At 64.9% G+C, this 26719-nt stretch carries 21 protein-coding genes; 10 read left to right on the forward strand and 11 right to left on the reverse strand.

What is annotated here, in order from left to right:
* The 3 genes from N6L26_RS09835 to N6L26_RS09845 all read right to left on the reverse strand — a co-directional run bounded on the left by N6L26_RS09835 (position 1) and on the right by N6L26_RS09845 (position 4954).
* On the reverse strand, positions 1–2223 hold the full coding sequence (locus N6L26_RS09835; RefSeq protein WP_263605405.1) for a DUF305 domain-containing protein: 2223 nt from the start codon (positions 2221–2223) through the stop codon (positions 1–3).
* Positions 2224–2312: 89 nt separating this feature from the next.
* A complete protein-coding gene (locus tag N6L26_RS09840; RefSeq protein WP_263605406.1) occupies positions 2313–3605 on the reverse strand; it encodes an acyl-CoA dehydrogenase family protein in 1293 nt (430 codons plus the stop codon).
* Entirely contained in the window at positions 3605–4954 is a 1350-nt protein-coding gene (locus N6L26_RS09845) for a phosphotransferase family protein (RefSeq protein ID WP_263605407.1), read from the reverse strand. Before N6L26_RS09845 ends, N6L26_RS09840 begins: the two co-directional genes overlap by 1 nt.
* A gap of 97 nt (positions 4955–5051) precedes the next feature.
* Here N6L26_RS09845 and N6L26_RS09850 point away from each other — a divergent pair, with 97 nt between their 5' ends.
* Positions 5052–5459 (forward strand): host attachment protein, encoded by a 408-nt coding sequence (locus tag N6L26_RS09850; RefSeq protein WP_263605408.1) that lies wholly within the window; start codon positions 5052–5054, stop codon positions 5457–5459.
* A 139-nt stretch (positions 5460–5598) separates the two neighbouring features.
* A complete protein-coding gene (locus N6L26_RS09855) occupies positions 5599–6615 on the forward strand; it encodes a serine hydrolase (protein WP_263605409.1) in 1017 nt (338 codons plus the stop codon).
* Between the two features lie 96 nt (positions 6616–6711).
* On the opposite strand, the gene N6L26_RS09860 is transcribed toward N6L26_RS09855, so the two are convergent.
* Positions 6712–6966 (reverse strand): hypothetical protein, encoded by a 255-nt coding sequence (locus N6L26_RS09860; protein ID WP_263605410.1) that lies wholly within the window; start codon positions 6964–6966, stop codon positions 6712–6714.
* Positions 6967–7216: 250 nt separating this feature from the next.
* Between N6L26_RS09860 and polA the strand changes: the two genes are divergently transcribed.
* The 3 genes from polA to N6L26_RS09875 are packed head-to-tail and all read left to right on the forward strand — an operon-like array spanning position 7217 to position 12449.
* Positions 7217–10051, forward strand: a complete 2835-nt coding sequence (polA, locus tag N6L26_RS09865) for a DNA polymerase I (protein WP_263605411.1) — start codon at positions 7217–7219, stop codon at positions 10049–10051.
* 44 nt (positions 10052–10095) lie between these two features.
* The gene (locus N6L26_RS09870) at positions 10096–11328 is read left to right on the forward strand and encodes a sensor histidine kinase (protein WP_263605412.1); all 1233 of its coding nucleotides are present in this window, start codon (positions 10096–10098) and stop codon (positions 11326–11328) included.
* A gap of 38 nt (positions 11329–11366) precedes the next feature.
* The gene (locus N6L26_RS09875; protein WP_263605413.1) at positions 11367–12449 is read left to right on the forward strand and encodes a mechanosensitive ion channel family protein; all 1083 of its coding nucleotides are present in this window, start codon (positions 11367–11369) and stop codon (positions 12447–12449) included.
* On the opposite strand, the gene N6L26_RS09880 is transcribed toward N6L26_RS09875, so the two are convergent.
* The gene (locus N6L26_RS09880; protein ID WP_263605414.1) at positions 12446–14773 is read right to left on the reverse strand and encodes a CDC48 family AAA ATPase; all 2328 of its coding nucleotides are present in this window, start codon (positions 14771–14773) and stop codon (positions 12446–12448) included. The genes N6L26_RS09875 and N6L26_RS09880 overlap by 4 nt on opposite strands.
* Positions 14774–15175: 402 nt before the next feature.
* Between N6L26_RS09880 and N6L26_RS09885 the strand changes: the two genes are divergently transcribed.
* Genes N6L26_RS09885 through N6L26_RS09900 form a run of 4 tightly spaced genes read left to right on the forward strand, consistent with a single transcriptional unit; the run spans position 15176 to position 18915 of the window.
* Positions 15176–15619: a DUF4440 domain-containing protein gene (locus N6L26_RS09885; RefSeq protein ID WP_263605415.1), complete on the forward strand. Its 444-nt coding sequence runs from the start codon at positions 15176–15178 to the stop codon at positions 15617–15619.
* A complete protein-coding gene (locus N6L26_RS09890; protein ID WP_263605416.1) occupies positions 15616–16542 on the forward strand; it encodes a 5'-nucleotidase, lipoprotein e(P4) family in 927 nt (308 codons plus the stop codon). The genes N6L26_RS09885 and N6L26_RS09890 overlap by 4 nt, the downstream gene beginning before the upstream one ends.
* A 56-nt stretch (positions 16543–16598) precedes the next feature.
* Positions 16599–17738 carry a nitronate monooxygenase gene (locus N6L26_RS09895; RefSeq protein ID WP_263605417.1) on the forward strand — a complete coding sequence of 380 codons (1140 nt, stop codon included), beginning with the start codon at positions 16599–16601 and terminating at the stop codon, positions 17736–17738.
* A 37-nt stretch (positions 17739–17775) separates the two neighbouring features.
* On the forward strand, positions 17776–18915 hold the full coding sequence (locus N6L26_RS09900; RefSeq protein WP_263605418.1) for a CaiB/BaiF CoA transferase family protein: 1140 nt from the start codon (positions 17776–17778) through the stop codon (positions 18913–18915).
* Positions 18916–18981: 66 nt separating this feature from the next.
* On the opposite strand, the gene metK is transcribed toward N6L26_RS09900, so the two are convergent.
* The 6 genes from metK to hisS form a co-directional block, all read right to left on the reverse strand.
* Entirely contained in the window at positions 18982–20220 is a 1239-nt protein-coding gene (metK, locus tag N6L26_RS09905; protein ID WP_263605419.1) for a methionine adenosyltransferase, read from the reverse strand.
* A gap of 30 nt (positions 20221–20250) precedes the next feature.
* Positions 20251–21846, reverse strand: coding sequence for an apolipoprotein N-acyltransferase (gene lnt, locus N6L26_RS09910; RefSeq protein WP_263605420.1), 1596 nt, complete (start codon positions 21844–21846; stop codon positions 20251–20253).
* 42 nt (positions 21847–21888) lie between these two features.
* Entirely contained in the window at positions 21889–22584 is a 696-nt protein-coding gene (locus N6L26_RS09915; RefSeq protein WP_263605421.1) for a DUF4167 domain-containing protein, read from the reverse strand.
* Positions 22585–22830: 246 nt separating this feature from the next.
* On the reverse strand, positions 22831–23661 hold the full coding sequence (gene prmC, locus N6L26_RS09920) for a peptide chain release factor N(5)-glutamine methyltransferase (RefSeq protein WP_263605422.1): 831 nt from the start codon (positions 23659–23661) through the stop codon (positions 22831–22833).
* Positions 23658–24725: a peptide chain release factor 1 gene (gene prfA / locus N6L26_RS09925; RefSeq protein WP_263605423.1), complete on the reverse strand. Its 1068-nt coding sequence runs from the start codon at positions 24723–24725 to the stop codon at positions 23658–23660. Before prfA ends, prmC begins: the two co-directional genes overlap by 4 nt.
* 110 nt (positions 24726–24835) lie before the next feature.
* The gene (gene hisS / locus N6L26_RS09930) at positions 24836–26071 is read right to left on the reverse strand and encodes a histidine--tRNA ligase (RefSeq protein WP_263605424.1); all 1236 of its coding nucleotides are present in this window, start codon (positions 26069–26071) and stop codon (positions 24836–24838) included.
* A 111-nt stretch (positions 26072–26182) separates the two neighbouring features.
* Between hisS and ppa the strand changes: the two genes are divergently transcribed.
* Positions 26183–26716, forward strand: a complete 534-nt coding sequence (ppa, locus tag N6L26_RS09935) for an inorganic diphosphatase (protein WP_263605425.1) — start codon at positions 26183–26185, stop codon at positions 26714–26716.
* Positions 26717–26719: the final 3 nt, after the last annotated feature.

Here is a 26719-nt window from a genome sequence, read left to right on the forward strand (position 1 = left end):
TTAACCGCCCTTGCGGCTGGCCTCCGCCGCCGCGACAACGTTCGCCGGCCAAGTCACCTGCGTCTGTGTCTGCGGATTGAACAGCTCGCGTCCGTATTGCGCCGCTTCGGCCGCCGCGATTTCCTCGGTGGTGAGGAATTCGCTCGGCTCGAGCGCGAAGACATCGAGCCCGCGGGTAATCTCGGTCGCGTAGATGCGGCCATTGTACCAATAGGCCGACCAGTAACCGCCGGTCACCAGCTGGTCCGCGTCGACTGGCCCGCGGTCGAAATAGGCGATCTCGAACGGCTTTTCCGCATCGGTGAAATCGATCACCGAGATGCCGCCCTGATACCATGCCTGGACGAAAATATCGCGTCCCGGCACCGGGATGATCGAGCCATTGTGCGCGACGCAGTTTTCCTTGTCGGTCTGCGGTGCGGGCAGCTTGTAGAGGCTGCGGAACTCGAGCTTGCCATCCTCGATCGCGTAGATCGCATTGGCACCCCAGGTCATCGGATCGCCCGCCTGGCAGCGCGGTCGCCCGCCGCCGCCCCATTCGTCGGTGAACAGCACCTTGGTGCCGTCATTGTTGAAGGTCGCCGAGTGCCAATAGGCAAAGCCCTGGTCGGTCACATCGTCGATCCGCTGCGGTTTGAGCGGGTCGGCAATGTCGAGGATGATGCCATTGCCCGAACAGGCGCCCGCCGCGAGGTTGAGCGACGGGAAGACGGTGATGTCATGGCACTGGTCGGTGACGCGGGTGTCCTGCGTGCCTTCGCCATGATCGCCGCCCCGCCAGAGGCCCGCAATCTGTCCGTCGTTGGCGAAGATACGCGGGCTGTCGACGATCCGCGCCGCGCCCGGATCATTTACGGGAATCGCGATCACGTCGATGCTGAACAGCGCGGTGCTGTCGCCGCCGCTTTCGAAACAGCCCGCCAGTTCCTTGCCATCGCGGACGTAGCTGGTGCCCGAATTATAGACCACCACGCGATCCGCGTCGGCGCTGACGACCGAATGCGTATGGCTGCCACGGCAGGTCTGCACCTGCCCGACCTGGCGCGGGCGGGTGACATCCGAGATGTCGAAAATCCTCAGGCCGCGGAAGCGTTCGTCGCTGACATTGTCGGCAATGCCCTGCAGCCCGCAATCCTTGCGCGCGCGGCTGTCCTGAACGCTCATCAGCAGCAGGTCGCCGACGATCGAGACATCGCCCTGCCCGCCGGGGCAGACGGTCGAACTGACCAGTTGCGGGGCGCCGTCCGCGCCCAGCCGGTAGGTGTTGAACCCGTGGTAATTGCCCGCCACCAGCAGGTCGCGGCTAAAGGCCATGTCGGTATTGGCAAAGCTCAGCAGCGAGCCGCGCTCGCCGAAGCGGGGCTGGCCGTCCTCGTCTTCTTCGTCGCGAATATCGGGGCGGGTCGCATCGACCAGCTCGGCGGCGTCTTCGGTGTCCTCGTCGTCCTCGATCAGCGGCGCAAGCTGGGCCGGGTTCTCGGGATCGAAAAAGCCGGTCGGCTTGGGCAACGCACCGACCAGGCGCAGATTGCTGATCGCTTCCCCGGCATCGCGGAAACCGGCGGCGAGGCTGGCGCGCGGATCGCTCGACAGGGTTGCGAGGATACCGTTCATCCGGTCGATTTCGGATTTCTGTTCCTTGACGATGTCGTTGCTGAATTCGAACATCACCGGGTCATAGGCGCTGCCGGGTTGGCGATGCAGCGTCTCGACCATATCGATCGCGCCTTCGTGATGGCGCACCATCAGCTGCAGGAACATGCGGTCGAAGTCGGTCCCCTCCAGCGTCGCCAGTTCGGCCATCTGTTCGGGCGTCGCCATCCCCATCATCAGGTGATGCGCGGAATGGTCCATCCCCGCGTGGTGCATCATCGCGGCGGGTTGCGCGCGTTCGGCCAGCCAGTCACGCATGAAGGTAATCTCGTCCGCCTGGCTCGCATCGATGCGTCCGGCGAGCTTGGCCAGATCGGCGTGATTGCTGCGGCCATCGACCAGCGCGGCCAGATCGACCGCCTGCTGGTGATGGACGATCATGTCCTGCATGAACTTGACGTCGGCGGGCGAGAAGCGGGTGTCGGACAGGCGGATCGCCTCGTCCTCGTCGATCACGCGCGAGGCCGCGCCCGGTGCACCGGGCAGCACGATCGGCGCAGGCTGGGCGATGGCCGCAGCCGAGGTGGACAGAAGCAGGCCGGTCGCCAGCGCTCGAAGCGTAATTTTCATAGTGTCGATCCCCAAGTTTGCGTGGCCAAAAGGCCCTGCGATCCGCAGCCGGTCAAGCGCCAATTTCGGGAACCGTCTATGCGTCCCGGTCAGGCGCCCAAGAACTTCCCGCGGCGCGGCCCGAGATAGCCGAACAGATAGGCCCCGACCTTGCGCATCTGAATTTCCTCCGCTCCTTCGGTGATCCGATAGCGACGGTGGTGGCGGTAGATATGCTCGAACGGCTTGTGCCGCGAATAGCCGATCCCGCCATGCACCTGCATCGCCCGGTCGGCGGCTTCGCACACCAGCCGGTTCGCCCAGTAATTGCACATCGAGACTTTGTCCGAGATCGTCTTCTCGATCTCTTCATGCGGCATATTGTCCATGTCCCAGGCGGTCTTGTAGATCAGCAACCGCAGCATTTCGCATTGCGTTGCGAGCTCGACCAGCGGGAACTGGATCGCCTGGTTGCGCGCCAGCTCTTCGCCGAACGGCTTACGGGTCCGCGCGTATTTAACGCTTTCCTCGACGCAATATTGCGCCGCGCCAAGGCTCGATGCTGCTTGCCGGATGCGGTTCTGGTGAACGAAGCTTTGCGCCAGCGCGAGTCCGCGCCCCTCCACGCCGAGGATCGCCTCGTCGGGCACCCAGACATTGTTTATCGACAGCCGCGGGTGATCGGTGGGCATGTTGAAGGTCCACATCCATTCCTCGATCTCGAGACCGGGCGTTGGATTGGGGACGAGGAAACAGGTGATCCCGCTGGCATCGCCATTCTCACCGCCCGTGCGCGCGAACATCGCGCAATGCGTGGCGACATGCATGCCGGTGATCCACATCTTCTCGCCGTCGATGCGCCAGCCGGCGACACCGTCGCGCGTTTCGCGCACCGCCCTGGTCTCCATCCAGGTCGCATCCGATCCGTGATCGGGCTCGGTCAGTCCGAAGGCGACGCGGCGCGTGCCCTCGAAGCCGCCGGTGATGAATTCCTGTTTCTGGTCTTCGGTGCCGAAGGTTTCGAACATCGCGACGAAGGGGAAATTGCCGACGATCGAATGCTCGTTCTGCAAATCGTTGTGCAGCCCCAGCCCGCGCTGCGCGAAGCGGTCGCGGATCACCGCCATCCACAGGTTCGAACCATCCCTGCCGCCGTATTTCTTCGGCGCGGAGAAGCGCCAGTGGCCCGCATCGTCGGCGGCCTTGCGGCATTCGCGCAGCAGGTCTTCCCAATCGTGGCTCGGCAGGCCGCCGCGGTCCCAATCGGTGCGCGCATCTTCGCGGCGGTGATCGAAAAAGCGGATGTTGTCGTCACGCGCCACCAGCGGCGCGATCGCATTGTCGATGAAGCCTTCCAGCTCGGCGTAATAGTCCTCCAGCTCCTGCGGTATCGCGAAGTCCATCAGTCCTCTCCTGTCCATTTCGCCTGCGCGAGCGCGAGCATCGGGTATTTGGGTACGTCGGCGGCCAGCTTGTCGAGCGCGGCACGGCGCAGCATCGCCAGCAGGCCGGGGGTTGCCAGCGTTGCCTTGCCGTCGAGCAGATCCTGCGCGAGCATGGCGTCTTCGCTCTGCGTGGCGGCCGCGTCATTGCGCGCGATCATGCCCAGCGCATTGCGCGCAACCGCCAGCTGGAAGCGGTCATGCCCCTCCATCCGGTCTTTCACCGTGGCGAGCCATTCGGTGATCGCAGTGGCGATTTCGCCGGCACTCGCTTCGCCCTCGGGTTCGAGCGGGTCGTCGGCCGGGGGCACGGGCCGGGCCTGTTCGGCCGGAGGGGCATCCTCTTCCATAAGAAGCAACAGGTCGAGCTCCTGCTCGCTCGTCCGCCGCGAGATGACCACGCGTTCGAGCATGCGATCATCGCCGCTGCGCCAGAAGCTCGCCATGCGCAGGCAGCCGAGCGCCCACCACACCGTGCGAAAGACCAGCCAGAAGCGGAACCGCCCGGCATCCACCTGCGCGCCGCTTTCGGCTTCATACGCGTGGACATAGTCCTGCAGCGATCCCAGCCCGAGCGCCGGCCGGTCGACCCGAGCAAACCGCCACACTGCCATGCAGCCGAAGGCGAGGTCCTCATGTCGGTCGCCAAAATGCGCGAGTTCCCAGTCGAGTACGCCGGTAAGCTGCGAATCCTCGGCGAGCAGATTGCCCAGCCGGTAGTCGCCGTGATTAAGCACCGGCTCGACACGGTCGGGGAGGTGATCGCGTAGCCAGCGCAGGCCCAGCGCGATGATCGGGCGGTCGGCCCCGGCCTCGTCGAACTGCTCGGCAAGGCCGTCGACCGCCTCGGCATAGTCCATTTCGGGCACATCGTCGGGCAAGCCATCGCGTGGCAGCGAATGGATTTTCGCCAGGTCGCGCGCCACCTGGCGCAGCAATTGCGCGGCATCGTCCATCGCCAGGATCGCGCGCGGATCGGGCGTCCCGGGCAAGGCACGCATCACGAAACCGCTGCCGATCCCGTCACCGGGCTGCAATTCGACAAGCACTTCGGGAGCGGTGACGCCCGCGCCATGCGCGGCGCGGATGATCGCGGCCTCGGTATCGTGGCCGAAGGGGCGGTCTTCCATGAACGACAGGCTGGGCGCGCGGCGCAGCACATAATCTCCGCCCCCACTCGCAAAGCGCCAGCTTTCCATGGTTGCGCCGCCCGTCAGCCGCGTGATCCCCTCAGGTGCGGCCATACCGACGCGTGCAAGCGCCTGCGCCAGTCCCTGCTCCAGCGCGCCCGCGCTTTCCGTCTCTCCCATGGAATCAGTTGTGCAATGAAACGGGCCGTTGCTCAAGCCCGGACCTGATCGCCGCCTCGGCCGTTGTCAGGGCAAGCAACAATCCAGAGGAGACTCCATGCGCCTTCCCACCAATGCCCATGTCGCCATCGTCGACGGCGAGAACTTCATCGTGATGCGCAACAGCGGCCAGCCGCTCGAACCGAAACTCGGCGCGGCCGAAAAGCCCGATCTGTCGGCGACCAATTTCAGCGCCGGAGTGAAGCATCAGGACGCGGGCAGCCAGCAGCATGGGCGCACCGATCTCAATGAACTCGCGCATGGCGCCGCCGCCAGCGAATGGCTCAATGCCAAGGCTGTCGCGGGCGAGATCGACGATGTGCTGATAATCGCGGATCCCAAGACGCTGGGCGAAATGCGTCGCCATTATCATTCCGAACTCGAAAAGCGGCTGGTCGGCGAGATCGACAAGACCATGTCGGGCGAGCCGACCGAGCGGATCGAACAGGCGATTGCGAACGCCTGACCCATGCTTTCCGCATCAAAGTAACGCGGCGATCATCGAACCTGTCGTGCACGCAACACTTTTCGTCGCGGCGCCCTTGTCTGGCCCCAATCGATCAGCATTAAGCTTCGCCTAACCTTGAAAGGTATACAGGGTCGTTATGGGTAAAAGACTTTTCGGACGATTGCTGGCGATTGCGGCGATGGCGTGCGCCACGCCCGCGCTGGCGCAGGGCACTGGCTTCGAATCGCAGTTCGACACCGTTCTGGGTACCGAAGTCCGCACCCCGCCCAGTTATGATGCGCTGTATGCGACCCCGCTCGAACAGCAAATTGCACAACTGGCCGATGGATCGAACGGGCGCATCGGCGTCTATGCGATCGATCTGTCGACCGGGCGTGAGATCGGCGTATTGGCCGACCAGCGCTTCCCCATGGCCAGCACCAGCAAGGTTGCGATCGCCGCGACCTATCTGGCCGGTGTCGATGCGGGCAAGTGGAGCCTGACGAGCGAATTTCGCCTGTCGCGTCCGGGCGGCGCCTACATGCCCGCTTACCGTCATCTCAGCCTGATGATCAGCAAGAGCTGCAACGATTGCACTGACGCATTGCTTGCCGCAGTCGGCGGCCCGCGCGCAGTCAACAAATGGATGGAAGATGCCGGGATCGAAGGGTTCCAGCTGACCCGCGATATCGCCACGCTTATCCGCGAGGATGGCCGCATCGACCCAGCATGGAGCGTCGATACCAAGGATAGCGCGACGCCGCGCGCGATGGGCCAGCTGCTCGCCGGGATCTACCAGGGCAAATGGCTGAGCGATTATTCGCGCCGCGTCCTGCTCGACGCGATGGAAGAAACCACGACGGGCAAGAAGCGCATGCGTTCGGTGCTGCCGCTCAGCGCCAATTTGGCGCACAAAACCGGCACGCTCGCCCGCACCGCCAGCGATATCGGCATTTTCCACACGCCTGATGGCCGCGCGATCGCCGCTGCGATCTATGTCACCGGACAAAGCCCGTCGATGGCGGTGGAGAATGGCAGCCGCACGCGCAAGCTCGAGGCGCGCTACAATCGCGATTCGCGGATCTCGACCATTACCCAGGCGCTGTATGACGGCTTTGGCCGCGAAGCGCGGGACGGTCGCAACTGGGCCACGGCGGACTACGGCGGGGACTGACCCCAGCTTACCATCCGGACAAACAAAAAGGGCGGCGCCGTGAGGCACCGCCCTTTCTGTTCGTGAACGTAAAACCGTCCGCGAAGCGAGGTTGACTTAGTCAGCCTGTGCTTCAGCAGCAGTTTCGTCGCCTTCGACAGCAGCTTCAACTTCAGCAGCAGCCGCATCGCTTTCGGCAACGACTTCGTCAGCGCCGGCTTCCATGGCTTCGCCAGTGGCTTCCATGTTGGCTTCAGCGTCGGCAGCAACCGAATCGGCAGTTGCTTCGGCGCTGTCTTCGGTAGCTTCCGAGCAAGCGGCGAGGGTCAGGGCAGCGGCCGAAGCAGCAGCGAAAAGAGCGATCTTGCGCATAGTTCTAAATCCTTGAACAGCGAGTGTTGGGTGCGGTGCGACGGCCAGTGGCCCCCTCCCCGCGCGAACCCCCAATTGGGGCCTCACAGTGTCTAAATAGTGGCAGAATTGGGGCGCGGCAAGAAGATTCACCGCATTCTCGCCACATTCTGGTCTTATTTCGGCCAAAATTGCCTGAATCCCGCGACTTATGGGGATCGGCGAAAATCGCGCTCCCCATTGTGCCAACCCGTTGCTAAGCCGCTTCGCCATGGCTGAAACACCGCACCTCTACCTCGTCGATGGCTCGGCCTATATCTTCCGTGCCTATCATCGCCTCCCCCCGCTGACCGACCCCGAAGGGACCCCGGTGGGCGCGGTTTATGGCTATACCACCATGCTGTGGAAGCTCGCCGATGATCTGCACAAGGCCGATGGCCCGACGCATCTGGCCGTAATTCTCGACAAGTCGAGCCGCAGCTTCCGCAACGAGATCTACGACAAGTACAAGGCCAACCGGCCCCCGCCCCCAGAGGATCTGGTGCCCCAGTTCCCGCTGATCCGCGATGCCACCCGCGCCTTCAGCCTGCCCTGCATTGAGGAACCCGATGTCGAGGCGGACGACATGATCGCGTCCTATGCGCGCGAAGCACAGCGGCAGGGGTGGAACGTGACGATCGTCTCGTCCGACAAGGATCTGATGCAACTCGTCGGCGAGCAGGACGGCGCGCGGATCGACATGCTCGACACGATGAAGAATGCGCGCATCTATATCGAGGAGGTCGAGGAGAAATTCGGCGTCCCGCCGGAAAAGGTCGGCGATGTCCTCGCGCTGATGGGCGATTCGGTCGACAACATCCCGGGTATCTTCGGTGTCGGCCCCAAGACTGCCAGCCGGTTGATCGCCGAACATGGCGATCTGGTTGCCGCACTCGATGCCGCCACGGGCATGAAAACCAGCAAACTCAAGGAACGCCTGCTCGAGTACCGGGCCGATGCCGAACTCAGCCGTGTGCTGGTGACACTGCGCGAGGATTGCGGCCTGCCGGTGTCGCTCGACGACATGAAGCTCGACCAGGTGCCCAGCGAACCGCTCGCCGCCTTTCTTGGCAAGCATGGCTTCACCAGCCTGCTCAAACGCCTCGATGCCGGCACCGGCAGCCCTTCGCGCACCACCGATCTCGACCCGGCGAAGCGCGACAAGGCCGGGGCGCCCGCCGATGCGGCGGGCAATCGCCAGCCGCTGCCCGATTTTCCCGCGGTCGATCGCAGTGCCTATGAATGCGTGCAGGCGCTCGACCGGCTCGAGGCGTGGGTCGAACGTGCGCAGGCCGCGCGGCTGGTCGCGGTCGACACCGAAACCAGTTCGCTCGACTGCATGCAGTGCGATCTGGTCGGCATCAGCCTGGCGCTGGGCGCCAATGATGCCTGCTATATCCCGCTCGGTCATGGCGGCAGCGACATGTTTGCCGAGAAGCCGACGCAGATCGACAAATCTTCCGCGCTGCAGGCGCTCGCGCCGCTGCTGGCGAACGACGCCGTGCTCAAGGTGTTCCACAACGGCAAATACGATCTCAACGTGCTCGCCCGCAATGGCGTGGCGGTGTCGCCGGTCGACGATACGATGATCATCAGCTTCGATCTCGATGCCGGGCGCCAGCTCGACGGGATCGGCGGCGGTCACGGCATGGACGAACTGGCCGAACGCCACCTGGGCCACACCTGCCTGACCTTCAAGGAATTGTGCGGCACCGGACGCAAGGCGATCCCCTTCGGCGAGGTGCGACTCGACAAGGCGACCGAGTATGCCGCCGAGGATGCCGATGTCACCTGGCGGCTCTACCAGCAGCTGAAGCCGCGGCTCGCGACTGAAGGCGGGACCAGGATCTACGAGCGGGTCGACCGCCCGCTGGTCCCGGTGGTGGCGCAGATGGAACGGCACGGAATCAAGGTCGACCGCGCACGGCTGGCTAAACTGTCGGAGGAATTCGCTGGCGAAACCGCCCGGCTGGAGAAGGAAATCCACGCCATTGCGGGGACCGAATTCACCGTCGGAAGCCCCAAGCAATTGGGCGAAGTGCTGTTCGTCACGCTCGGCTACAAGGGCGGCAAGAAGGGCAAGAGCGGACAGTATTCGACCGATCAGAGCGTACTCGAACGCCTTTCCGGCGAAGGCGCGCCGATTGCCGCCAAGGTCCTCGAATGGCGCCAGCTGGCCAAGCTCAAGAGTACTTATACCGATGCGCTGCAGGAAGCGATCAACCCGCAGACGGGCCGCGTGCACACCAGCTACAGCCTGGTCGGCGCGCAGACCGGGCGGCTGAGCTCGACCGATCCCAACCTGCAGAACATCCCCATCCGCACCGAGATCGGTCGCCAGATCCGCGAGGCTTTCGTCGCCGAGGAAGGCAATGTCCTGCTCGCCGCCGACTATTCGCAGATCGAATTGCGGCTGGCCGCGCATATGGCCGATGTGCCGAGCTTGAAGGAAGCCTTTGCGCAGGGCGAGGACATCCACGCGCGCACGGCGATCGAGATGTTCGGCGAGGTCAATCGCGACACGCGCGGGCGCGCCAAGACAATCAATTTCGCCATCCTCTACGGCATCTCGCGCTGGGGCCTGGGCGGACGGCTGGGCGTCGAGGCGGATGAGGCGCAGGCGATGATCGACACCTATTTCCAGCGCTTCCCCGGTATCCAGAAATACATCGTCCGTACGCTCGAGGAAGTCCGCGAGCGGGGCTATTCGGAAACGCTGTTCGGGCGCAAGACCTGGTTCCCGCGGATCGGTTCGAAGAACCAGGCCGAACGGCAGGGCAGTGAGCGCGCAGCAATCAACGCGCCGATCCAGGGGACCAGCGCGGATATCATCAAGCGCGCGATGGTGCGCATGATGCCCGCCTTGCAGGAGGCCGGGCTGGGTCATGTCCGCATGCTGTTGCAAGTGCATGACGAACTGGTGTTCGAATTGCCCGAAGACGATGTGGCTGCGGCTTCCGCGGTTATCGAGCGGGTCATGGCGGGCGCCGCCGAACCCGCGGTGACGCTCGATGTCCCGCTGGGTGTCGATATCGGCACCGGCACCAGCTGGGGAGCAGCACACTGACCGAGATCGAGGAATTCGTCGCGCGCACGCGCGATCCGCGCTGGATGAATGTCGCGCTGCTCGGCATCATCGCCGCGGCAATGTTTGCAACCCTGTTCCTGGCCTACCAGACGGTCGAGGCCGAACGCGCGCAGCGCGAACAGGTCCGCCGCACGGTCGAGGTGCTCGAGGAGCTGCGCCAGGTGAACCGCTCGGTGCTGAGCGGCGAGACCGGCCAGCGCGGCTATCTGATCACGCTCGATCGCCGCTACCTCGCGCCCTACCAGGCAGGCAGGGAACAGATCGATCCGGCGCTCGACCGCATTCGCACGCTGATTGGCGAGGAAGCGACCGCGCGCCAAATCGAGCTGATCGACCAGATCGACGCGCTTGCCCGCGCCAAGTTCGACGAGATGGGCGACAGTGTCGAACTGCTCGAAGACGGGCGGTTGCTCGATGCTCGCCGCGCGGTGCTGACCGATGAAGGCATCGAATCGATGGAGCGGCTCATCCGCGCGATCGCCGAGATGGAGAACATCGAGAACGAGATCCTCGCCGATCACAGCGCCGAGGCCGCACGCTCAGAAGCCCGCGTCTTGCCGCTGCTCGGTGCGCTGCTGGTGCTGCTGGTGCTCGCCATGTTTGCCGGGACCCGGTTGGTCGGGCGTGCGGCACGCGCGGAGGCGGAAGCAGCGCAGGCGGCGATCGTCAGCGAAGCGCGCGACCGCGCCGACCTGCTTGCGCGCGAACTCAACCACCGCGTGAAAAACCTCTTCGCGGTGATCCTCGCGATCGTTCAGATGAGCGCACGCGACAAGCCCGAAGCCAAGGAAGTGACCGACAGCATTGCGCAGCGCATCCGCGCCCTGCTGACCGCGCATGAGGTAAGCCAGGGCGAACTCGAGCGCCCCGTCGCCTCGCTCCGCGCACTGGTCGAGACCTCACTTGCGCCCTATCGGTCGAGCAAGCACCCGGCACAGATCGAGGGACCCGACATCATGCTGCCCGCCAAGCGGGTCACCCCGCTCGGCCTCGTACTGCACGAACTGACCACCAATGCGGTCAAATATGGCGCGTGGAAGAACCAGGGCACCGTGCATGTCAGCTGGACCGAAGAGGACGGCACGGTGATGCTCAGCTGGCGTGAAACCGGAGCCGAACTGACAGAGATGCCCGAACGCAAGGGTTTCGGCAGCCTGCTGATGACCAGCGCGGCGCGCCAGTTCGGTGGCACTTTCGAACGCAGCTTTACCGAAGACGGCCTGCAGGTCACGATTGAGCTTCCCGCCGACGACTAGCTTGCGTTAACCCGGCTGCGCCCATACCCCAGCCGCAGATGCTCGAACGCTACGATCCGCGCAATTGGCCGATTTCCTATGAGGGCCTGATCCACACGCTCATCGTGCTGGGCAGCGCGGTGGTGGTCGCGCTCATCGCGCACTGGATCATCTTCGCCGTCCTGCGCCGCCTGGCGCGCGCTTCGGAAAGCACCCTCGACGACGTGGTGGTCGAAGCGGTGCGCAAGCCGTTGCGCTGGGCCGCGATCGCTTTCGCAATCACCGCCGCCGCGGAAAACGATGCGCTGGTCGGGCGCGGCTGGGACCTGCTCGCCAAATTCCTCATTCCCGCCGTGATCGGCTGGGTCGCCTATGCGGTCGTGCGCGGCCTGGCGCGTGGCTACGAGGCGCAGATTTCGGAAGCGGGCGACCCGGTGGCGCAGCGCGGCCGGCTGACTCGGATCGCGATCCTGTCGCGCACGGTGAAGGTGGGGATCATCATCATCACCGTGTCGCTGATCATGCTCAACATCCCCGGCGTGCGAGATATCGGGACGACCATGCTCGCGTCCGCGGGCCTCGCTGCACTCGCGGTCGGTGCCGCGGCGCAGCCCGCGCTGAAATCGCTGATCGCGGGCCTGCAGATGGCGATCACCCAGCCGCTGCGGATCGGCGATCTGGTCAAGGTCGACGAGCAGGCGGGGCGGGTAGAGGAAATCCGCATGAGCTTCGTCACCGTGCGCACCTGGGACGAGCGCGTGCTGGTGGTCCCGACCATGCGCTTCCTCGACGAAAGTTTCGAGAACTGGTCGCGCGTCGATGAAAAGCTGACCGGCCCGGTCATGCTCAATCTCGACCCGATCGCCGATATCGACCCGATCCGCGCGGAATTCGAACGCTACGTCCAGGCCCACCCGCTGTGGGACGGGCGCAACCTCCAATTGCTGATGACCGAAGCGCATCCCGAAAGCGTTGAACTGCGCCTGTCGATGAGCGCAGAGACGATCGGCGATCTGTGGACGCTGCGCTGCGCGGTCCGCGAACACATGCTGGGCTGGCTGAAGGCCAACCAGCCCGAGGCGTTGATTCGCCACCGGCTCGAGGTCGAAGCCGCCAACGCGCGCGCTGCGGGCGGCGGCTAGCCTTCGGTCTCGGGCCCGTGCTTCGCGTCGCGGGTGCTTTCGACCATGCCGTCGTAGAGAAAACCGATCGGGCGCACTTCGGCGGCACGCTTCTTCAGCTCGCCGCGCATCTTCTTGTACTCGGCTTCCATCTTCGAGGTGACTGTCGCGCGGCTGTCTTTGAGCGCTTCGGTGAAGTCGACTCCCGCCACTTCCTGTACATCGCCGCCCGCGCGGTGGAGCGCGTTGAGGCCCGCCCGGCGGACGACATCCTCGAGATCGGCCCCGGTGAAGCGCGCGGTCTTGCTCGCCACGTCGCCAAGGTCGACATCGTTGGCCAGCGGCATGTCCTGCGTATGGATACCGAGTATCTGTTCCCGGCCCGGCTGGTCGGGCGTACCGACATAGACCAGTTCATCGAAGCGGCCGGGGCGAAGCAGCGCGGGATCAACCAGCGTCGGGCGGTTGGTTGCCCCGATCACCACGACCGACTGCAGTTCTTCCAGCCCATCCATTTCGGCGAGGATCGTGTTGACCACGCGCCCGGTGACCTGCGGTTCGCCCTGGCCCGACCCGCGCGCGGGAACGAGGCTGTCGATTTCGTCGATGAACAGGACACAGGGCGCCACGGCGCGGGCGCGTTTGAACATGCGCGCGATCTGCTGCTCGCTTTCGCCATACCATTTGGACAGCAGGTCCGAGCTTTTCATCGAAATGAAATTGGCCTTGGCCTCGCGCGCCACCGCCTTGGCCAGCAGCGTCTTGCCCGTGCCCGGCGGGCCATAGAGCAGGAAGCCCTTGGCCGGGCGAATGCCGAGACGATGGAACGCCTCGGGGTTCTTCATCGGCAGTTCGATGCCTTCCTTGAGCTTGCCAATGGCATCGCCGACGCCGCCGATGTCGGACCAGCCGACCTTGGGCATCTGGACCATGACTTCGCGCATGGCGGAAGGCTGGATCCGCTTGAGCGCGGAGAGGAAGTCCTCGCGCCCGACGTAGAGCTCGTCGAGCACTTCGGGCGGAATGGTCCGCTCGTCGAGATCGATCTTGGGCATGATCCGGCGCACCGCGTCGATCGCCGCCTCGCGCGCCAGCGCCGCGATGTCGGCCCCGACAAACCCGTAGGTCGCCTTGGCCAGTTCATCGAGATCGACCTTGTCCCCCAGCGGCATGCCGCGGGTATGGATGCCGAGGATTTCGCGGCGGCCCTGTTCGTCGGGCACGCCGATCACGATTTCGCGGTCGAAGCGCCCCGGGCGGCGCAATGCCTCGTCGATCGCGTCGGGGCGATTGGTCGCTGCGATCACCACGAGGTTCGAGCGCGCTTCGAGCCCGTCCATCAGCGTCAGCAACTGCGCCACGAGGCGTTTTTCGGCTTCGCCGGGCACACGGTCGCGCTTGGGAGCGATCGAATCGATTTCGTCGATGAAGACGATCGCAGGGGCGGATTTACCCGCCTGTTCGAACACCTCGCGCAGCGCCTTCTCGCTCTCGCCATAGCCCGAGCCCATGATTTCGGGACCGTTGATGGTGAAGAAATTGGCGTCGCTTTCATTGGCGACCGCCTGCGCGAGCCGGGTCTTGCCGGTCCCCGGCGGGCCATGCAGCAACACGCCCTTTGGGGGATCGACGCCGAGACGGGTGAACAGTTCGGGATAGCGCAGCGGCAGTTCGACCATCTCGCGCAATTGTTGGATGGTGTCTTCCATCCCGCCGACATCGTCGTAATTGACCACCGCGCGGGCATCGCGCGGGGCTTCGAATTCGGCGCGCAGCTCGACCTCTGTATCCTCGTCGATATGGACGATGCCCTTGGGCGTGGTCGAGACGACGCTGAGGCGGATTTGCGTCAGTGCATAGGCGGGCGCATTGAACATGCGGCGCACTTCGGGCGGCATGTTCTGCACCGGCTGCTGGCCGGTGGTGGCGACCAGATCGCCCGCGACCAGCGGTTTGCGGAAGAAATTGCGCTTCAGCGCCTGCGCCGGCCCCTGCAGCCGCATTTCGCGCTGTGCAGGAGCGAAGACGACACGCGTCGCGGGGCGCGATTGGCCCACTGCAATCTTTACATGTTCGCCCGAACCGACCTCCGCATTACCACGCTGGAGCCCGTCGAGCCGCACCACGTCGAGGCTCTGGTCCTCGTCATAGGCGGCCATGGCGATTGCCGCGGTGGCGCGCTTGCCGGTGATCTCGACCACATCGCCTTCGGTGATCCCCAGCGTCTGGAAGGCCGAGCGCGGCATGCGCGCAATGCCTTGCCCGCTTTCATCCTGGCGCGCGGCTGCAACCTGCAGTCTGACGGTGGTTTCCTCTGCCGCTGTTGAAGCGTCCGCATCGGGCATCTGGGTGGGGCTCCGGTTACCTGTGGTCTGGTGAGGCCCCACTTGGGGACCGGTCGCCGCCGATGCAATGCAAGAGCGCGGGCAGCGCGTTTGCCACAGACAGAAAAAAGCCCGGCTGGCGAACCAACCGGGCTTGGAAGTCTTGGGAGAGGATGCCTAAAAGGCACGAGGAGATATGCGCGGCAAGCGGATATTGTGCAAGTGCGAAAAGAACAAGTTTTGTTGCATGAACCGCAACAGACAAGGTTGCAAATATCGTAAGCCCTTGATTTACCGTAGCTCGAAGATGCACGGAATGCACATTTCCATATTGCGCCGCACAATACGCATCGCCGATTGCGCCGCGCGTCGGCAGGTGACAGCGCCCGTTCGGCGGATTAGGCAGGACGCGAGGAGAATGCGATGCCGGACACCGTCGCCGCGATCGAGCAGCTGGTCACCGATGCCTATGCGGTAATCTCCGGTCCCGCAGGCGCGGAACGTGACTGGGCAGCGATGCGCGCACTGTACTGGCCCCAAGCGCGGATGACCGCGCTGCGTCCCACCGGCAGCGAAAGCTGTACGGTCGAGGAATATATCGCGGGCAAGCGCGCCTTTCTCACCGATAACGGCTTTGCCGAGACCGCGCTGGTCAACCGCGTGGAGGTCTATGGCGACATTGGCCATGCATGGTCATCCTATGATGGCGCGTGGACCGAAGCTGGCGGCACCACCGGTGCGACTCGCGGCATCAACTCGTTCCAGGTAAGACGCGACCAAACCGGACGCTGGCGGATCCATTCGCTGCTCTGGCTGGGCGAGACGCCCGCCTACCCCCTTCCCGCCGATATGGAGACCCGCCGATGACCCGATTTTTCCTGCTTGCCGTGAGCACCCTTACGCTTGCCGGTTGTGCAACCGTGGACGCGCCCCCGATCGCCGCTGCTCCGATCGCAGCCACGAGCGACGACCAACCCGCCCCCGACACAATGCGCTGGCTCTATGGTTCTGGCGAGGCTGCGGGCGCATCGATCCAGACATGGCGCCAGCTGGCCGATTACACCATCGCAGTTTCACGCCAGCGCAGCGCGCCGCGCTCGGTGCCGCTTGGTCTGCCCGATGCAGCGGGCGGGATCGGGACGCCGTCATGTGTCTCTGAAGACGGAACGGCGAAGCCCTTCGCCGCGGTGTTCGATGTCGACGAGACCGTGCTGCTGAACACCGGCTATGAATATTGGCAGGCCCTGACGGGCAAGGCTTTCGACCCGGCCGAATGGAAGCAATGGGCGGATCAGGGTGCAGGGATCGCCCCGCCGGTCCCGGGCGCGGTGACCGGTCTCAGGCGGCTGCGCGAGGCAGGCATCACGGTGATCTTCAACACCAACCGCAATTCGGACACGGCGGCAGGCACCATCGCCGCGCTTGACGCTGCAGGGACCGGACCGGCAGTCCATCTCGAAACGCTCTATCTGCGCGGCGACGACGATATGGGCAGCCGCAAGGATGGCCGCCGCGCGGCGATCGCGGAAAACTATTGCGTGATCGCCATGGCGGGCGACAATCTCGGCGACTTCGCCGATGTCTTCAATAACGACGAGAGCGCGATTGCCGCGCGCCGCGCGATGGTCGCCCGGGGTGAATATGCGCAATTGTGGGGCAATGGCTGGTTCCTGATGCCGAACCCGGTCTACGGCGGCTGGCAGCACGGCAGCGTGGGCGAGGTCTTCCCCCCGGCCACCCGCTGGAAGCCTGCGCCGGGCGATGCGCCGGAAATCATGGACGGCCAGTAAAGCCCGCTTGCACCGGCGCGCCTTGCGGATAGGGTGACCTTCGAGAGGAGACACCTATGCCGATGAACCGCGTGTGCGAAATGACCGGGGCCGAATTCCCGCTCTTCGCCTTCAGTCACTGCCGCGATGTCGTTGCCGCAGTCAGCAAGGCGGGGGGCTTCGGCGTGCTCGGTGCGACGCGGTTCAGCCCCGAACAGCTCGAGGAAGAGCTCGCCTGGATCGACGCGCATGTCGATGGCGCGCCCTATGGCGTGGATGTCCTCGTTCCCGAAGTCGTGGACCCGCGGGTTCGCGAGATGGAGGACAACAAGAGCCGCGCGGCGGTGATCGACCCGTCATACCAGGGCTTCGTCAATTCGGTGCTGGGCGAATATGGCATCGCGCCCGAAGCGGAAATGCCGATCCTGCGCGAACGTATGGGTATCACACCTGAAAACGGGCTCGCGCTGATGGAAGTCGCATTCCGCCATCCGATCAAGCTGATCGCCAATGCGCTGGGCATCGCACCGCCCGCAATGATCGAGGAAGGCAAGCGGCGCGGCGTCCCCGTGGCGGCGCTGGTCGGCGCCAAGGAACACGCGATTCGTCAGGCGGAGGCCGGGGTCGACATCATCGTTGCGCAGGGCACCGAAGCGGGCGGGCACTGCGGCGAAGTCTCGACACTTGTGCTGATCCCCGAAGTTGTCCGCGAACTGGCGCGCGCGGATCACGATATTCCGGTCCTTGCCGCGGGTGGGATCATGACCGGGGGACAGATGGCGGGGATGATGGCGGCGGGCGCGCAAGGTGCGTGGACCGGATCGATCTGGCTCGCCACCCCCGAAGCCGAAACCTCCGATGCCTTCCGCGAGAAGATGGTCGCCGCGCGCAGCCGCGATACGGTGCGTTCGCGCAGCCGCACCGGCAAGCCCGCACGCCAGCTGGGAACGCCGTGGCATGCCGCTTGGGACGCCGCCGAAGGGCCGGGCACCTTGCCCATGCCGCTGATGGGCATGGTTTCCGAACCCGCCTTTGCGCGGATCGAGCGCGAGGCAGCGGCGGGCAATGCAGGCGCGCGTGAACTGGTCAGTTATTTCGTCGGCCAGGGTGTCGGACTGGTCGAGCAGGTCCGCTCGAGCCGGCAGGTGGTGCAGGATTTCCGCGAGGAGTTTATCGACTCGGTAAGCGGGCTAATGGCGGCGATGGACACGCAGTGACTTGACCGCCGGGTCAAGGCTGCGCAAGCCGCGGGCCATGTGGCTCGATCAACCGCGCAACCCGCAGGCTCCTCTCGCCGGACTGAAAGTCCTCGAACTCGCCCGCGTCCTGGCAGGGCCCTGGGCCGGACAGATCCTCGCTGATCTCGGCGCAGACGTGATCAAGGTGGAAAGCCCCGAGGGGGATGGGACACGGCTGTGGGGGCCGCCATGGATCGAACGCGAGAATGGCGACCGTGAAGCGGCCTATTACCATGCCGCCAATCGCGGCAAGCGCTCAATCGTCGCCGATTTCAAGGACCCGCAAGATTTGGCGCGGGTGCGCGATCTCGCCGCCTCGGCCGATGTCGTGCTGGAAAATTTCAAGACCGGAACGCTGGCCAAGTTCGAGCTCGATTACGCCAGCCTTGCGGCGACCAACCAGGCCCTTGTCTATTGCTCGATCACCGGTTTCGGCCAGACCGGGCCGCGCGCGCATGAGGCGGGATACGATTTCGTCGTCCAGGCGATGAGCGGCTTCATGGCGCTGACCGGCGAACCCGCGGGCCAGCCGATGAAGATGGGCATTTCGATTTCCGACCTTACCTGCGGACTTTATGCCGTGATCGGGATCCAGGCCGCGCTGGCCATGCGCGCGCGGACCGGACGCGGACAGCATGTCGACATGGCGCTGCTCGATTGCTCGGTCGGGCTGCTGGCGAGCCAGGCGACGCATTTCTTCACGACCGGCGAGAACCCGCCGCGCATGGGCAATGAGCATGCGCAGGTGAGCGCTTATGGCGTCTTCCCCGTGGCGGATGGCGAAGTGGTGCTGGCGCCCGCCAATGACGGGCTGTTCCGGCGGCTGCTGTCGCTACTGGGCCGCGACGATCTGCTGGGCGACGCGCGCTTCGCCACCAATGAAAGCCGCCTCGCCAACCGCGCCGAGCTCGACGCTATGATCGCCGATGAGACGCGCAAATGGCAATTGGCAGAACTGCTCGGCGCATGCGGCGAAGCGGGGATCCCCGCCGGACCGATCAACCCGATCGACGCCGTCTTCGCCGATCCGCAGGTGCACGCGCGCGGCATGCGGATCGAACTCGACGGTATAGCGGGCGTACGCAGCCCGTTCACCTTCTCGGACGCCGAACTCGCGCTCGACCACCCCAGCCCGCGCAAGGGCGAACACGGCTAATACGCGTCACATCAGATTAGGCCGTAGCGGGCACAGCGGATGGGCGATCCTGCCCACCCTACCCGGTCAGGCCAGCGCCGCCTTGAGGTCGTCGACCAGATCGGTCCGTTCCCACGGGAAGAACGCGCCTTCGGCCTGCCGCCCGAAATGGCCATAGGCGGCGCTCTTGCGGTAGATCGGCTGATTGAGTCCGAGATGCGTGCGGATACCGCGCGGGGTCAGCCCGCCGAGCTTTTCGATCCCGCGGATGGCCTCTTCGAGCGCTTCGTCGGTCACGCCCGCCGCACTGGTTCCATGCGTATCGACATAGAGCGACAGCGGCTGCGACACGCCGATCGCATAGGCCAGTTGGATCGTGCAGCGCCTGGCTAGGCCCGCTGCGACGATGTTCTTGGCGAGATAGCGGGTGATATAGGCGGCCGAGCGATCGACCTTGGTTGGGTCCTTGCCGCTGAACGCACCGCCGCCATGCGGCGCGGCCCCGCCATAGGTATCGACGATGATCTTGCGCCCCGTCAGGCCGGCATCACCATCGGGCCCGCCAATTTCGAACGCCCCCGTGGGGTTGATGTGCCATTGCGTATCGGCGTCGACCCATCCATCGGGCAGCAATTCGGTGACGACGCCCTTTATATAGGCCTTCAGCTCGGCTTCCTTGGGACCTTCGTGATAGCCCTTGGCGTGCTGGGTCGAGACGACCACCGCGGTGCAGGCGACCGGCGTGCCGTTCTCGTAGCGCAAGGTGACCTGGCTCTTGGCGTCGGGTTCGAGGAAAGGCGCGGCGCCGCTCTTGCGGTCCGCCGCCAGCCGTTCAAGGATCTTGTGGCTGTAGTCGATCGTCGCCGGCATGAGATCGGGCGTCTCGTCGCAGGCGAAGCCGAACATGATGCCCTGGTCGCCCGCGCCCTCGTCCTTGTTGCCATTGGCATCGACGCCCTGCGCGATTTCGGCGGACTGGCCATGCAGATGGTTCTCGAAGGTCAGCGTCTTCCAGTGGAAGCCGTTCTGTTCATAGCCGATTTCACGCACCGTACGGCGCACGGCCTTCTCGATTTCTTCCTTGGCGCCCGGCGCCCAACCCGCATTTTCGGCCCAGTCGAGGTTCTTCGCATCATACATCGGCGCGCAGCGAATTTCGCCCGAGAGGATGACCCGTTGCGTTGTGGTCATGGTCTCGCAGGCAACCCGCGCTTCGGGGTCCTTGGCCAGCATCAGATCGACGATGGCATCGGATATCTGGTCGGAAACCTTGTCCGGATGGCCTTCCGAAACGCTCTCGGAAGTGAAGAGGAAACTGGCGCGCATGAAGGTCGAATTCCCGATATAAAGAAATCTTTATGTGTTCTTTACGGGGTAGCCTCCCGAACGACGCATGGCAACCAGCGATAGCGCCAGCAGCGCGATCGCCCAAAGCAGCGTGAGCCAGTGACCCAGCTGCGCAAACCAGGTGGGCGCCTGCGGCGGGGGGACGTGCGTATCGATCCGGTCGGCGATATTGCGCCCGATATGCTCGCGCACCACCCCGCGCGCATCGATCACCGCGCTGATCCCGGTAGTCGTCGAACGCAGCACGGGCAGGCCCTCCTCGGCCGCGCGCATCCGGGCTTGCGCCAGATGCTGCGGCGGGCCCCACATGCCGAACCAGCCGTCATTCGAGGGGTTGAAGATATAGTCGGGCCGGTTCGCGCGGTCGACGGTCTCGCCCGAGAAGACGATCTCGTAGCAAATCTGCATGCCGGCGGTGCCGTGATCGCCCAGATCGTAGCTTTGCGGCCCCGGCCCCGGAATGAAATCGAGCGTGCCCGCAACCAGCCGCGAAAGGCCAAGCGGTTCGAGCCAAGTGCGCAGCGGCAGATACTCGCCATAGGGCACCAGATGCGCCTTGGCATAGCGCGCGCCCAGCCGTCCCGCGGAGTCGATCGAGCTGATGGCGTTATAGGCACCCACCGCGCGCTCGCGCCCGTCGACCGTAGCAATCTCCAGATCGACCATGCCGGTCAGCAGCAGGCTGCCCTCGCCGATCGCATGGCCAATGCGTACGCGGGCAAAGGCAGGATCGCCGGCTGCGGTCATCTGGGTATAATAGCGCTGCGGATAGCCATCGCGCAGGTAATCGGGGATGCCGCTTTCGGGCCACAGGACGAGGCGGTGGCTTTGCGGCTTCAGCGGCCTGCTCAACCGCGCAGTGCGTTGGAATTGCTCCTCGAACCGTGAAGCGTCGTTGATCTCGTCCTGCCCGAGATTGGGCTGGACCAGCGTCAGCGGCAGCGTGCCCTCGCGCCCTGCACCGGCGGGCAGGTAGACCAGCGCGGCAAGCGCGATGGCGGCCAGCCCGAAACCTGCCCAACGGCGCCTGCGCACCAAATCGGCGAGCAGGATGGCGAACCCCGCCGTAAGACCAGACAGCGCATAGCTACCGACGAAGGGCAGCGCCATGGCCAGCCCCGGTCGGTCCCACGGGCCCAGCAGCATCATCGACAGCGGTCCCCAGGCATATCCGCTGAAGACCCAGCTGCGCAGCCACTCGGCGGCAATCCACATCGCGGCGAAGGCCAGCGCGAACGCGACCAGGCTGCCGCGCCGTGCCACCAGCCATGCGGCGCAGGTCGCCAGCGCGGGCCACAGCGCGAGATAGAGCGATAGCAGGGGCACCGCCGCCCAGCCGAGGACGGCAGGCATTTCCGCCTGATAAGTGAAGGCAGTCGCGATCCAATTATTCGCGACCGAGAAATGCGCCACGCCGAACAGCCATCCGGCGAGCAGCGCGCGTTGCCAGCTGGGCATACGCCACGCGAGCCAGCCGAACGCCCCCACTGCGGCAAGGCCCAGCGGCCACACATGGAAGGGCTGGAACCCGAACGCCGACAACACGCCCAACAGGAGCGCGGCGAGTTTCGGGTGGGTGCGGGCCAGGCCGGGGATTCTCTCCATCGGCCTGCCCCTTAGATCGTCAGGTCAGCGGTGCAAGCGCGATCAACCGACCGCGCTCACTTCGCTGTCGTCGTCCTGCTTGCGCTTGCGTCGACGCGGTGCGGGCTTGGCATCCCCTTCGGCGTCGTTGGCGCCGATCGAGGGCGGCAGGACCGTCGCATCGATTTCGCCTTCGCTGCCGGGTGTGCCTTCCTCGTCCTTTTTCGCCTTGCGCGGAGCGCGGCGCTTCTTGGGCGCTTCGCTTTCTTCCTCGCGGGTGAAGGGATTGTCCGAGGATTCGAATTCGGCGGAATCACCGTCGTCGCCAGCGCGCGGCTTGCGCGCCCGCGGCTTGCGATTGCCGTCGTCCTGGTCATCGCGGCGGCTCCGTTGGCGATTGCCGCCGTCCTGCTCGTCGCCGCGACTGCGCGGACGACGGTTGCTGCGGCGATCGTCGCCACCATCATCATCGTCGTCATCGTCCGACTGGTTCTGGCCGCGATCGTCGCCGCGCTTGCCCTTGGCTTCTTCCTGGCGCGCCTTGTTGTCGGCGATCACACGCAGATAGTGGTCGGCGAACTGCAGGTAGTATTCGGCCTGCACGCGGTCGCCATTGTGCTGGGCGTCCTGCGCAAGCTTCTTGTACTTGTCGAGCAGCTGCGGGGCATTGCCGCGCGCGCGGCTGTCGATGCGGTTGGCCGAATTGGCGCCGCCCTGATTGCGGTTACCGCGTCCACGACGACGGTTATTGCGATTCATGTTCAAGGGTAGTTGGTCCTCATACAAAGCGCGGCGCGAACCTTATCCGGTTCGCAAATGGCCGCGTGACCCCTTGCGCGCCTGCGCTTGTCGCAGCCCGCGTGCTCCGGTTTGTGCATGGTATGCGTAGCGGTAGGCTGCGCACCGTAACTGCAATGTCGGAGCTGGAACCGGCGGGGTGGCGTTAGCCGTACACCGCAGGCCTAGGGCCAGAAGTAAAGGCTCGAGTCGGCTTTGCCAAGTCTTTTATCGCAGGACCAGCGCGCGCGGGCGTCCGGCCAGATCGCGCCGCAGGGTAACGGCGAAGCCCGATTCGCTGGCAAGAGCGCTCACTGCCGCGTCCTGCGTGGCCCCAATCTCCAGCACAGCCACACCGCCGGGGCGGACCAGCTTGCCAAGTTGCGGAATGATCACGCGATAATCATCAAGCCCCGCATGCCCGGCGAAGAGCGCGGAGGCAGGCTCGAAGTCGCGCACATCGGGCTCTAGTTGCGCATCGGCCTCGACATAGGGCGGGTTGCACAGGATCAGGTCGAACTGGCCCAGCCCGTCGGCCCAGCCGGGCATGGTCCAGTCGGCGGTCAACATGCGTGCCCGATGCGACATCCCGACCGTGGTCGCGTTTTCTTCCGCCACCGCGATGGCAGCCGCGCTGCGGTCGATGCCAATCCCTTCGCCGCCCTGTTCCGCCAGCACGGTCAGCAGCAGCGCGCCGGTGCCGGTGCCCATGTCGAGCACGCGGCCCGGCCCGGCGCTGGCTTCGAGCGCGGCCTCGACCACCGCCTCGCTATCGGCGCGCGGAATCAACGTGTCGCGGGTGACGCGGAATTCGCGGCCATAAAATTCCTGGTGCCCGAGGATATAGGCGACGGGTTCGTGCGCTGTACGACGGGCGAGCAGATCGTCGAACCCAGCGGGCACACTCTCGCCCATACGCTGCAGCAGCATATGCGAGCGCGAAACGCCAAGCGCCTGCGCCATGAGCAATTCGGCGTCGAGACGCGGGGTCGGGCTGGTTGCGCCGAGCCGGGTCGCGGCCGCGCGCAGCGCATCGGTAACCGTCTGTCCGTCGCTCACTCGGTCATCGCCGCAAGACGCTTGGCTTCGTCCTCGGCAATCAGTGCATCGACCAGTTCGCCCAGCCCGGTCCCGGCGAGGATTTCGGGCAGCTTGTGCAGTGTCAGCCCGATACGGTGATCGGTCACGCGCCCCTGCGGGAAATTATACGTGCGGATGCGTTCGGAGCGATCGCCCGAACCGACCATCGCCTTGCGCGCCTCGGCCTCGGCACCCTCGGTCGCCTCGCGCTGCTGTTCGAACAAGCGTGCGCGCAGCACCTGCATCGCCTTTTCGCGGTTCTTGTGCTGGCTGCGGCCATCCTGGCAGGTGACCACCGTATTGGTCGGCAAATGGGTGATGCGGATCGCGCTGTCGGTGGTGTTGACATGCTGGCCGCCCGCGCCGCTGGCGCGGTAGGTATCGATCTTGAGATCGCCCGCATCGATCTGGACATCGACCTCGTCGGGTTCGGGCAATACGGCCACGGTCGCCGCACTGGTATGGATGCGTCCGCCGCTTTCGGTTTCGGGCACACGCTGGACGCGGTGGACGCCGCTTTCGAACTTGAGCCGCGCGAACACCCCGGTGCCGGCAATATTGGCGACCACTTCCTTGAAGCCGCCGACTTCGGCCGCGCTCATGCTGACCGGTTCGACCTTCCAGCCCTGTTCGGCCGCGAAGCGTTCATACATGCGGTAGAGATCGCCCGCGAACAGGGCCGCCTCGTCGCCGCCCGTGCCCGCACGAATTTCGAGCATGGCGGGTTTGGCATCGGCGCTGTCGCGCGGGAGCATGGCGATGGCCAGCTCGCGTTCGGCTTCGGGCAGGCGCTGGCGCAGTTCTTCCAGCTCCTCCTCGGCCATTGCTTTCATCTCGGGATCGGCGAGCATCTCCTCGAGGCTCGCCACTTCCTCGCGCGCCGCCTTCACCTCGGCGGCGACCCTGGCGACCGGCTCGAGCTCGGCATAGTCGCGGCTCGCCTGGACGAAGGCATCGCCCACTAACTGGCCCGACGCCATCCGCGCCTCGAGCTCGGCGAAGCGATGGGCGATCTGGTCGAGGCGTTCGGCGGGGATGGTCAAGGACTACACTCAATCTTTCGTCATCCCGGCTTTCGAGCCGGGATCCCGCTTACTTAATCGCCCGCCGCGAGAAGAAAAGCGGGACCCCGGATCAGGTCCGGGGTGACGGCTTATTTATATTCGGGAAGCGTTTCGAGAACCTGCGGATTGGATTCGTCGTCTCCGCTGATGCTGTACTCCATGTCCTGTTTGAGCGAAATGATCGTCTTGGGTGACCGTTTGACCGCCTTGTCATAGCGCTTGCGAGGCGATCCGCTGGCGATCAGTTCGCCCGAAAGTCCGGCATCGCGCGCCCGCTTGAGCGCCGACACCGCTTCGGGAATGCGCGCATCGTGTTCGACCACGATAACCACATCAGCAGCCGGCTCCGCTTTCTCGCCCACCAGCATCGCCAGCCGCTCGATTCCCGCAGCCCAGCCCACCGCAGGCGTCGGCGCGCCGCCGAGGCTCTCCATCAGCCCGTCATAGCGCCCGCCGCCGAGGATCGTACTCTGGCTGCCGAGCTTGCCCGCGGCCTCGCTGCCCTCGTCGGGAATGAATTCGAAGGCGGTGTGGCGATAATAGTCGAGCCCGCGGACGAGGCTTTCGGCGCGCGCCCATTTCACGCCTGCCGCATCCAGCCCGCTGGTGACCGCGTCGAAGAAGGCGCGCGCATCGTCCGAAAGGAACTGGTCGATCTTGGGTGCATCGGCGACGAATTTCTGGTCGCGGCGGTCCTTGCTGTCGAGGATGCGCAGCGGGTTCTTTTCGAGCCGCTCCTGCGAATCCTCGCTCAGTTCGTCCTTCACGCCAAGGAAATAGTCGACCAGCGCGGCGCGCCAGGCCTCGCGGCTGTCGCCATCACCCAGCGTGTTGAGGTGCAGCGTCACGCCGGTGATGCCGAGTTCCTTGAGCAGCTGGTCGGCCATGGCGAGCAATTCGACATCCGCCTGCGGTTCACCCGCGCCGATGATTTCCGCGTCGATCTGGTGGAACTGGCGATAGCGCCCTTTCTGCGGGCGTTCGTAACGGAACAGCGGTCCATGCGTCGCCAGCTTGACCGGCGCGTGCTGCTGCCACCCGTTCGACAGGAAAGCGCGCGCGATCCCGGCGGTAAACTCTGGGCGCAGCGTCAGGCTTTCGCCGCCGCGATCGTCGAAGGAATACATTTCCTTGCTGACCACGTCGGTCGTCTCGCCGATCGCGCGGCTGAACACTTCGGTCTTTTCGAACACGGGCATTTCGACGCGGCGGAAGCGATAGAGCTTGCGCACGCGCTCGAAGGTTTCGACGACGAATGCGAACGCTTCCGCCTCGGCGCCGAAGATGTCCTGCGTGCCGCGGATTGCCTGGGGTGTCTTTGCCATGGTGCGCGCGATTAGGACCATCGTCCCCCTTCCGCAATGCTTCACAAGCCGCTATCGGCGCCGCGAAGTCTTTCCGGGAGAGGGGCTGACCGCAAAGAGAGAAGACATACAATGCGCATCGACATGATCCCCATCGGCGACAATCCGCCCGAAAGCCTCAACGTCATCATCGAAGTCCCGACTGGCGGCGAACCGGTGAAATACGAATTCGACAAGGATTCGGGCGCGCTGTTCGTCGATCGTATCCTGCACACGCCGATGCGCTATCCGGCCAATTACGGCTTCATCCCGCACACGCTCAGCCCCGATGGCGACCCGCTCGACGCGCTGGTCATCGCGCGCTCGTCCTTCGTCCCGGGCTGTGTGGTGCGTACCCGCCCGATCGGCGTGCTCAACCTCGAAGACGAGCATGGCGGCGACGAGAAGCTGATCTGCGTGCCCGTGGACACGACCTTCCCCTATTATTCGGACATCGCCGAAACGAAGGATCTGCCGAGCATCATCTTCCAGCAGATTGAGCACTTCTTCACCCATTATAAGGATCTCGAAAGCGAGAAATGGGTGCGGATCGGCAATTGGGGCGATGCCGCAGAAGCGCGCCGCATCGTGCTCGAGAGCATCGATCGGCATAACGCCGAGAAGTAGCGG

The sequence above is a fragment of the Qipengyuania sp. SS22 genome (genome assembly GCF_025736935.1).
In the GTDB taxonomy this organism is placed as follows: Bacteria; Pseudomonadota; Alphaproteobacteria; order Sphingomonadales; family Sphingomonadaceae; genus Qipengyuania.

What these genes read in the sequence shown, in the direction of transcription:
- N6L26_RS09835 (WP_263605405.1), bottom strand. Translation starts at nt 2,223, where the DNA reads ATGAAAATTACGCTTCGAGCGCTGGCGACCGGCCTGCTTCTGTCCACC.
- N6L26_RS09840 (WP_263605406.1), bottom strand. Translation starts at nt 3,605, where the DNA reads ATGGACTTCGCGATACCGCAGGAGCTGGAGGACTATTACGCCGAGCTG.
- N6L26_RS09845 (WP_263605407.1), bottom strand. Translation starts at nt 4,954, where the DNA reads ATGGGAGAGACGGAAAGCGCGGGCGCGCTGGAGCAGGGACTGGCGCAG.
- N6L26_RS09850 (WP_263605408.1), top strand. Translation starts at nt 5,052, where the DNA reads ATGCGCCTTCCCACCAATGCCCATGTCGCCATCGTCGACGGCGAGAAC.
- N6L26_RS09855 (WP_263605409.1), top strand. Translation starts at nt 5,599, where the DNA reads ATGGGTAAAAGACTTTTCGGACGATTGCTGGCGATTGCGGCGATGGCG.
- N6L26_RS09860 (WP_263605410.1), bottom strand. Translation starts at nt 6,966, where the DNA reads ATGCGCAAGATCGCTCTTTTCGCTGCTGCTTCGGCCGCTGCCCTGACC.
- polA (WP_263605411.1), top strand. Translation starts at nt 7,217, where the DNA reads ATGGCTGAAACACCGCACCTCTACCTCGTCGATGGCTCGGCCTATATC.
- N6L26_RS09870 (WP_263605412.1), top strand. Translation starts at nt 10,096, where the DNA reads ATGAATGTCGCGCTGCTCGGCATCATCGCCGCGGCAATGTTTGCAACC.
- N6L26_RS09875 (WP_263605413.1), top strand. Translation starts at nt 11,367, where the DNA reads ATGCTCGAACGCTACGATCCGCGCAATTGGCCGATTTCCTATGAGGGC.
- N6L26_RS09880 (WP_263605414.1), bottom strand. Translation starts at nt 14,773, where the DNA reads ATGCCCGATGCGGACGCTTCAACAGCGGCAGAGGAAACCACCGTCAGA.
- N6L26_RS09885 (WP_263605415.1), top strand. Translation starts at nt 15,176, where the DNA reads ATGCCGGACACCGTCGCCGCGATCGAGCAGCTGGTCACCGATGCCTAT.
- N6L26_RS09890 (WP_263605416.1), top strand. Translation starts at nt 15,616, where the DNA reads ATGACCCGATTTTTCCTGCTTGCCGTGAGCACCCTTACGCTTGCCGGT.
- N6L26_RS09895 (WP_263605417.1), top strand. Translation starts at nt 16,599, where the DNA reads ATGCCGATGAACCGCGTGTGCGAAATGACCGGGGCCGAATTCCCGCTC.
- N6L26_RS09900 (WP_263605418.1), top strand. Translation starts at nt 17,776, where the DNA reads ATGTGGCTCGATCAACCGCGCAACCCGCAGGCTCCTCTCGCCGGACTG.
- metK (WP_263605419.1), bottom strand. Translation starts at nt 20,220, where the DNA reads ATGCGCGCCAGTTTCCTCTTCACTTCCGAGAGCGTTTCGGAAGGCCAT.
- lnt (WP_263605420.1), bottom strand. Translation starts at nt 21,846, where the DNA reads ATGGAGAGAATCCCCGGCCTGGCCCGCACCCACCCGAAACTCGCCGCG.
- N6L26_RS09915 (WP_263605421.1), bottom strand. Translation starts at nt 22,584, where the DNA reads ATGAATCGCAATAACCGTCGTCGTGGACGCGGTAACCGCAATCAGGGC.
- hisS (WP_263605424.1), bottom strand. Translation starts at nt 26,071, where the DNA reads ATGGCAAAGACACCCCAGGCAATCCGCGGCACGCAGGACATCTTCGGC.
- ppa (WP_263605425.1), top strand. Translation starts at nt 26,183, where the DNA reads ATGCGCATCGACATGATCCCCATCGGCGACAATCCGCCCGAAAGCCTC.